Below are 7,480 nucleotides of genomic sequence, written 5' to 3' on the forward strand. Positions count from 1 at the left end.
CGGCGGCGGCGAGCCGGCGCTGCCGCAGCGCGAGCGCGCCGAGCGCCGTCGCCGCGACCGCGAGGCCGACCGCCGTCGCCGTCGCGCCGGGCAGGAAGATCAACGGCATCAGCAGCGCCGGGACGCCGACGATCGTGAGCGCCGCGCCGGCGAGGTCGAGCCGGCCGGCGGCACCGCGGCTCTCGCCGACGGCCTTGCCCGCGACGAGGATGCCCAGCCCGATCGGGACGTTGACGAGAAGGACGGACCGCCACCCGAGCCCCGCGAGGTCGGCCTGGGCGAGCAGCCCGCCGCCGGCGACGCCGCTCACCACGCCGAGCCCGATGACCATGCCGTACCGGGCGACCGCGCGGGCCTGGTCGGCCGGCTCGGTGAACATCGCGCGGGCGATGGCGAGCACCTGCGGCACCATCAGCGCGGCGGCGGCTCCTTGCGCGAACCGGCCGGCGATGAGCAGCTCCGCGGTCGGCGCCAGCCCGCACAGCAGCGAGGTGGCGGTGAACCCGGCGACGCCGACGAGGAAGACGCGCCGCCGCCCGTACCGGTCACCGAGCCGCGCCCCGGTGACCAGCAGGGCGGCGAACGCGAGCACGTAACCGGCGCCGACGAGCTGGATCTGGTCGAACCCGGCGTGCAGGTCCTCCTGGATGGACGGGCTGGCCACGCTGACGACGAACCCGTCGACCTGCCCCATGAACGTCGCGGCGAGCAGCACCCGCAACCCGACCCAGTCCCGCCGCGTGGCACTCACGCCGCCACCACCCGAACCGCGCCGAACCCCGGGGTTGTCATGCCGCTGCCTTCCGCTCGTCGCGGGTGGCGAGGTGCTCGGTGAGGACCCGGCCCACCTCGGCGAGAGCCGTCGGGGTGGCCATCTGGTTGTGCTCGCAGGCGATCTCGTGGATCGCGACATGGCCGGTGATGTGCGAGCGCCACAGGGGCGGCGTCGGCGAGTCCGCGTCCTTGCCCTCGGTCGCCACGAACAGCACCGCGTCGCCGTCGAAGCGGCCCGGAGTATGGCCGGGGCCGGCCCGGGTGTGCTCGACGAACGCCCGGTAGACCGCGTCCAGATGCCTGGGCTCGAGGGTCGCCAGCAGGCCGACCCCCTGTTCCGCCAGCGCGCCCGCCACCTGGTCCGACGTCAGGTCCTCGTCGGGCACGTCGGCGCGGTCGAAGCCGGCCTGGCCGAGCACCTCCACCAGGAAGTCGCGCTTCCTCGGCACCTCCTGGTGCTGCCACGCCGACGGGATCGGGTAGGAGTCCAGCAGCGCGAGCAGCGCCACCTCCTCGCCCTGCGCCTGGAGAAGCACCGCCGCCTCGTGCGCCAGCACCCCACCCAGCGACCACCCCAGCAGGTGGTAGGGCCCGTGCGGCCGCGCCCGCCGGATCTCGGCCACGTAGTCGGCGACCATCTCCGGGACGGACGTCGCGATCGGCTCGTCGCGGTCGAGGCCGCGGGCCTGCACGCCGACGATCGGCACCGCCGGGTCCAGCGTGGTGATGAGGCCTGCGTAGGACCAGCTGATCCCGCCGGCCGGATGCATGCAGAACAGCGGCGGCGCGGACCCGTCCGCGCGCAGCGGCAGGAGCACGTCGAACGCGCTCAGCTCCGGCGTCGCCGGGTCGCCGAGCGTCGGCGCCAGCCGGGCCACGGTCGGTGCCTGGAACACCGCCCGGATGCCGATCTTGACGCCGAACTCCGCCTTGATCCGGTTGATCAGCCGGGCCACCAGCAGCGAGTGCCCGCCGAGGAAGAAGAAGTCGTCGTCGATGCCCACCCCCGGCACGCCGAGCACCTCGGCGAACAACCCGCACAGCACCCGCTCGCGGTGCTCCCGCGGCGCGCGGCCGGTCGTCTCCGCCACCGCCACCGGCGCGGGCAGCGCGGCCCGGTCCAGCTTCCCGTTGGGCGTCACCGGCAGCCGCTCGACCGCGACGATCACGGGCGGCACGAGGTACTCCGGCAGCCGCTCGGCCACGTAGCCGCGCAGGTCGGCCGGATCCACCGACGCCACGACGTAGGCGGCGAGCCGCCGGCCACCGGGCCGGGTGTCCCACACGGTCACCGCCGCCTGGGTGACGTCCGGATGGCCGGCGAGGACCGCCTCGATCTCGCCGAGCTCGATCCGGTAGCCGCGGATCTTCACCTGGTCGTCGGCGCGGCCCAGGTACTCCACGACCCCGTCCGGCCGCCACCGGGCCAGGTCCCCGGTCCGGTACATCCGGCCGCCGTGGAACGGGTCGTCGGCGAACCGCTCGGCGGTCAGCTCCGGCCGCTCGTGGTAGCCACGCGCGACCGGCGCGCCGGCCAGCCACAGCTCGCCGACCACCCCCGGGGGCACCAGCCGGCGCGCGGCATCCAGCACATAGGCCCGGGTGTTGGCGATGGGCCGGCCGATCACCGGCGTCTCGCTGTCGGCCAGCCGGCAGGCGAGGGTGTCCACGGTGCACTCGGTCGGTCCGTAGAGGTTGTAGCCGGAGATGCCCGACCCGCGCAGCGCCGTCCACAGCGCCGCCCCGGCCGCCTCGCCACCCAGCGCGACCACCGCCGGCCGGTGCGCGGCCTCCAGCAGCCCGCCGGCGACGAGCTCCTCGGCGTAGGTCGGCGTGAGGTCGAGGAAGTCGATCCGGTGCGAAGCGATGTAGTCCAGCATCGCCGCGGGCTCGCGCCGGACGTCGTCGTCGACGAAGTGCAGCTCGTGGCCGGCCAGCAGCCACAGCAGGCCCTCCCACGAGGTGTCGAACGACAGCGACGCGGTCAGCGCCACCGCCAGCCCGCGACCGCGCGCCTCGGGCTCGATCAGGTGGTCGCGGTGGTTGGCGAACAGGTTGACCATGCCGCGGTGCTCGAGCACCACGCCCTTGGGCCGGCCGGTCGACCCGGAGGTGTAGATCAGGCACAGCGCGGAGTCCGGACCCGACTGGTCCACATCGGACGCCGAGGCCGCGAGCGGTCCGTCGAGCACGATGGCGGGCAGCGGGACCGTGCCCGCCTGCTCGGCCGTGGTGAGCACGAGCACGGCGCCGCTGTCGGCGAGCATGAACCGGATCCGCTCGGCCGGGTACTCGGGGTCCACCGGCACGTAGGCCGCGCCCGCCTTGAGCACCGCGAACAGGGCGACGATCACCTCCGCGGTCCGCGGCAGCAGCAACGCCACCCGCCGGCCGGGCCCGGCGCCGCGCGCGACCAGCAGGCGGGCCAGCTGGTTCGACCGCGCGTCCAGCTCGGCGAAGGTCAGCGTCGCGTCCCCGGCCACGAGCGCCGTCGCCGACGGCGTCGCGACGGCCTGCGCGCGTAGTAAGGAAGGAATGGTCGCCGCGGGAACCGGCGCCGAGGTGTCGTTCCACTCGTGCAGCAGGGTCTCCCGCTCCCCCGGCAGGAGCAGGTCGAGCTCGCCGACCGGCCGGTCGGGTTCCGCGGCGGCCCGCGCCAGCAGCGTCAGGAAGCGGCGCAGGTGGGTCGCGACCTCGTCCTGGTCGTAGTAGTTCGGGTTCGCGTCGAGGGCGACCCGCAGACCCGTGCCGTCCGCGCGGTCGTAGATGTTGAGCACCATGTCCTCGACGAGGCCCGCCGTCACGTTGTGCACGGTGCCCGGGTGGCCGGCGAAGGAAAGGCCGTAGTCGAACGCCATCAGGTTGACCGACGGGCCGAACAGCTTCCGGTCGCTCGCCACCAGCCGCAGGTCGCGGCGCAGCTGCTCGTAGCGGTACCGGAAGTGCGGCCGGATCTCCCGCAGCTCCCTCGCGTGCTCCTGGGCCAGGGTCGCGAGGCTGTCCGCGCCGGTGACCGAGAGCTTCAGCCGCGCGGCGTTCGTGACCATGCACGGCACCCGCAGCGCCGCCGAGCCGAGCCGCATCATCAGCGGCAGCGTCAGCGGGATGTCCGTCGCGCCGGTCATCCGGTGCAGGTACGCGGCGAACGACGCGCCGAGCACGTCGGGCCAGAACACCCCGGCCACGCGGGCGACCGCCTTCACCGTCTCGACCGTCGTCACGGAGATGTCGCCGCCGCACCGCAGCACCGACCGGGGCAGCGGGCCGGTGCGGGTGGCGAGGCTCGGCGGGTCGATCCCGTCGTCTGCCCTGGCCAGCCAGAACTCGCGGTCCGCCGGGTGCTGCTCGGACGCGGCGTAGGCGGCATCCTCCTCGGCGACCGAGGCCAGCGAGCCGAACGTCTCCGCCTGCGGCTCGACACCCGCGTCGAGCGCGGTGTAGACCTCGGCGACCCGGCGGGCCACGAGCGACAACCCGAACCCGTCCAGCGCGATGTGGTGCACCCGTTGGTACCACAGGAAACGGTCCGCACCCAGGCGGAGCAGCGCGTGGGCGAACAGCGGGTCGGTCGCCGGGTCGGTGGCGGGCGCGAGGTCGGCCCGCATCCAGGCCAGCGCGGCCGCGACCGGGTCCGGCTCGGCGCGCAGGTCCAGCACCGGGAACGGCCAGTCCGGACGCGGGTCCAGGACTTGGACCGCGCCGCCGTCCTCGGTCTCGACGAACCGGACGTTGAGCGCATCGGTCTCGCCGACCGCACGGCGCACGGCGGCCACGAAGAGATAGGTGTCGACCGGGCCGTGGATCTCGACGTACTCGGCGATGTTGAACGCCGGGTTGTCGCGCTCGAGCTGCTGGCCGGTCCAGATGCCCGCCTGGGCGGCGGTGAGCGGGATCTCCTCAGCCACGGGTGCCCACCAGCAGGGTGAGCCAGTCCGCGAGTGAGGGCCGCTCGGCGAGTTCGACGAAGCTCACCCGCGCGCCGGCCTCCCGCCATCGCTCCAGCAACGTCATCAACCTTATCGAGTCGATCCCGGACTCGAACATGTTCGCCATTTCGGACAAGTTGTCCGGACTTGTGCACAGAATTTCGGCGACATCGGCACGAACAGCCGCCCGGGTCAACGACTCAGCCATTTCATCCTCACCCTCGGGCTGTCACATTGATTGGGAGATGCGGGGTGCCGGAACGCGTCGCCGACCCTCGCCCAGTGCGTTCGCGAGGTCCCGGCGAGCGCGGGCGACCCTGGACCGGATGGTGCCCACCGGGCAGCCGCAGGCCTGCGCGGCCTCGGCGTAGGCGAGCCCGATCACCTGGGTCAGCACGAACGCCTCCCGCCGGTCCGGCGAGAGCATGCGCAGTGCCTGGCCGAGCGCCACTGTGACGTCGACGCCAGGCAGCTGAGCTGCGGGAAGTCGCTCCGCGGCGGCCTGCCAGTCCTCGCCAGCGGACAGCCGCGGCCGGCTCATCGCGGCCCGCACGTGGTCGACCGCGACCCGCCGGGCGATGGCCAGCAGCCACACCCGGGCGTGGCTGCGCGCGGAGAAGGTGGGCAGGCTCCGCAGCGCGCGGACGAACGTCTCCTGGGTGAGGTCCTCGGCGTCCGCCGACCCGGCCAGGTGGGTGAGAAAACGCCAGACGTCGCGCTGGGTCGCGCGAATGAATGCGCCGGCGGCGGCCCGATCGCCGCGCCCGGCGGCGAGTGCCATTTCCGTTGTCGCCTCGTCGGAGGTTCCGTCCACCATGGTTCGGACTGTAACCATGAATAACGCCTCGAAAATGCGCTCCAGCGCGATTCGAGCGAGACTTCAGATCGCTGTCATGCGAATGATCGAGTGGGTATGAGGAATTCACGGGAACCTCGTGACCCGGTCAACCGACCTTTCTGACGTGGAGTGCGAGTACTACGCGGAGTTGCTCTCCGCCTACCTGGACGGCGAGACCGATGCCGAGGAGGCGCGGGACCTGAACGCGCACCTCGACGGATGCGTGTCGTGCCGCAACTGGCTGGACCTGGCGGCGCGGGTGACCCGGTTGGCGAGGCTTCGCCCGGCCGAGCCGTGGCCGGACGTGACCGACGCCGTACTGGGCCGGTTCCCGGAAGGGATAGTGCCCCTCGGCCACGGCTGACCCACCCCGCGAGTGCCGGCGCGCCGAGGAAGTCCTGATGATCTTGTCGATCCGGTCGCGGGCCGTTCGACGCGTTGCGGTGCCGGGACGGACCCGGCCGCAACGAGGAGGACACCATGGCCACGCAGATCTTCGTCAACCTTCCGGTGCGCGACCTGAACAGGTCGATCGTGTTCTACGCGGCGCTCGGCCTGGACAGCAAGGCGAAGGTCGACGAGCTGGCCGACGCGGCGCTCGCCAACGGCGGCTCGGCGACGAGCGACCCGACCGTGGAGAGCTTCATGTACGGCCGCGGCATCGCCGACCCGGACGGCCACCAGTTCGAGCTGGTCCACATGTTCGCCACACCCGAGTGACCACGCGCGAAGGCGGCCCTCCGGTGCGAGCCGGGGGCCGCCTCCCGGTCGGGATCACAAGCGGGCCATCGGGTCCAGGTCCTCGGCGGTGGCGTCGTCGTGGTCGGTGCTGACGGACAGCTCGCGCCACTTCGCGTCCGACGCGGCGCGTGCGGCGTCGACCTGCTCGGCGTAGTGCACCGCGTCGCTGCCGAGCAGCAGCCGCACCGGCGGCTCGGCCAGGTCCGCGACCTGCGGCACACTTCACCCCGAACGGCGACGTCCTCGAGCCGGGTGTGGCGCCGGCCATAGCGCATTCGCGGCGTCGCCACCACGGCATTCGACCCGGGCTCGACCCGACCGAGACCGGGCGGACATACGTTCTTCTCTACACCCGTGACCCGTCCACGGAGGCCGACATGGGATTGACCCGGCATGTGCTGTTCCTCAGCCGTCCCGACGAGAACCACCTGTACCTGACGCTCGCGGTCGCCGAGGAGCTCGGCCTGCGCGGGCACATGGTGACGTTCGCGACGAGCGACCCGTTCGCCGAGGAGGACGCCGAGTCCGGCGTGCTGATGCTGCGGTACGGCCGCGACGCCGCCGCATTGCGCCGGCTGCCCGCGTTCACCGCGCGGCTGCGGACCGACCCGGTCGACCTGGTCGTGTGCGACCCGGGGACCTACGACGCGGCGGTCGAGCTCGGCCAGGAGTGGGGTGTGCCGGTGGTGGTCGCGCACACGAACCTGGCCACGGGCGAGACGGTGGACTGGCCCGCCGAGCGGTCCTTCGGCGCGGACTACCTCTACGTGCACCCGGCCGGACGTGGTCGCGTGTACGGCGGCTGGGCGCCCGAGGACCCGCGGCAGGTGCTCGTGGTGGCGCTGGGCTCGGTGCCGCTCGACCTGCTCGCGGCCGCCTTCGCCGAGCGGGACTGGCGCGTGGTGCTGCTGGCCGCCGACGTGCCGGCCGACGACCTGCCGGCGAACTTCGCCGCGCTGCCGGCCCGCTACGCCGTGCTCGACCACGCCGACGTCGTCCTCACCGACGGCGAGCTGCCAGGCATCGCGGCCGCCCTGCGGCACGCGACGCCGCTGGTGGTGGCGCCGCGGACACCCGCGCAGCACCGGCACGCCGCCCGCGTCGAGTCGCTCGGCCTGGGCGTGGTGGTCCGGCAGGCCGACCTGGACGCCCGGACCCTGCGCCGAACGGTGGCCCGCGCGGCGGTCGACGAGCCGGCCCG

At 73.4% G+C, this 7,480-nt stretch carries 8 protein-coding genes; 3 read left to right on the plus strand and 5 right to left on the minus strand.

The window, feature by feature from the left end:
* From GEV28_RS41375 to GEV28_RS41390, 4 genes are all read right to left on the minus strand, one after another.
* Positions 1-751 (minus strand): MFS transporter (locus tag GEV28_RS41375; protein WP_291419709.1); only part of this gene is annotated, 751 nt, incomplete at its 3' end.
* A gap of 37 nt (positions 752-788) precedes the next feature.
* Positions 789-4,679 carry an amino acid adenylation domain-containing protein gene (locus tag GEV28_RS41380; RefSeq protein ID WP_291419710.1) on the minus strand — a complete coding sequence of 1,297 codons (3,891 nt, stop codon included), beginning with the start codon at positions 4,677-4,679 and terminating at the stop codon, positions 789-791.
* Positions 4,672-4,908 carry a phosphopantetheine-binding protein gene (locus tag GEV28_RS41385; protein ID WP_291419711.1) on the minus strand — a complete coding sequence of 79 codons (237 nt, stop codon included), beginning with the start codon at positions 4,906-4,908 and terminating at the stop codon, positions 4,672-4,674. Before GEV28_RS41385 ends, GEV28_RS41380 begins: the two co-directional genes overlap by 8 nt.
* 21 nt (positions 4,909-4,929) lie before the next feature.
* A complete protein-coding gene (locus GEV28_RS41390) occupies positions 4,930-5,517 on the minus strand; it encodes a sigma-70 family RNA polymerase sigma factor (RefSeq protein ID WP_291419712.1) in 588 nt (195 codons plus the stop codon).
* Between the two features lie 118 nt (positions 5,518-5,635).
* Between GEV28_RS41390 and GEV28_RS41395 the strand changes: the two genes are divergently transcribed.
* Positions 5,636-5,902 (plus strand): zf-HC2 domain-containing protein, encoded by a 267-nt coding sequence (locus tag GEV28_RS41395; protein WP_291419713.1) that lies wholly within the window; start codon positions 5,636-5,638, stop codon positions 5,900-5,902.
* A 116-nt stretch (positions 5,903-6,018) separates the two neighbouring features.
* Entirely contained in the window at positions 6,019-6,258 is a 240-nt protein-coding gene (locus GEV28_RS41400; RefSeq protein WP_291419714.1) for a hypothetical protein, read from the plus strand.
* Positions 6,259-6,312: 54 nt separating this feature from the next.
* On the opposite strand, the gene GEV28_RS41405 is transcribed toward GEV28_RS41400, so the two are convergent.
* On the minus strand, positions 6,313-6,498 hold the full coding sequence (locus tag GEV28_RS41405) for a hypothetical protein (protein ID WP_291419715.1): 186 nt from the start codon (positions 6,496-6,498) through the stop codon (positions 6,313-6,315).
* A gap of 158 nt (positions 6,499-6,656) precedes the next feature.
* On the opposite strand from GEV28_RS41405, the gene GEV28_RS41410 reads away from it, so the two are divergent.
* On the plus strand, positions 6,657-7,480 hold an 824-nt coding region (locus tag GEV28_RS41410; RefSeq protein WP_367115295.1), incomplete at its 3' end, for a glycosyltransferase.

Source organism: Actinophytocola sp. (genome assembly GCF_009379765.1).
Taxonomy (GTDB): domain Bacteria; phylum Actinomycetota; class Actinomycetes; order Mycobacteriales; family Pseudonocardiaceae; genus Actinophytocola.

What these genes read in the sequence shown, in the direction of transcription:
- GEV28_RS41385 (WP_291419711.1), bottom strand. Translation starts at nt 4,908, where the DNA reads ATGGCTGAGTCGTTGACCCGGGCGGCTGTTCGTGCCGATGTCGCCGAA.
- GEV28_RS41390 (WP_291419712.1), bottom strand. Translation starts at nt 5,517, where the DNA reads ATGGTGGACGGAACCTCCGACGAGGCGACAACGGAAATGGCACTCGCC.
- GEV28_RS41400 (WP_291419714.1), top strand. Translation starts at nt 6,019, where the DNA reads ATGGCCACGCAGATCTTCGTCAACCTTCCGGTGCGCGACCTGAACAGG.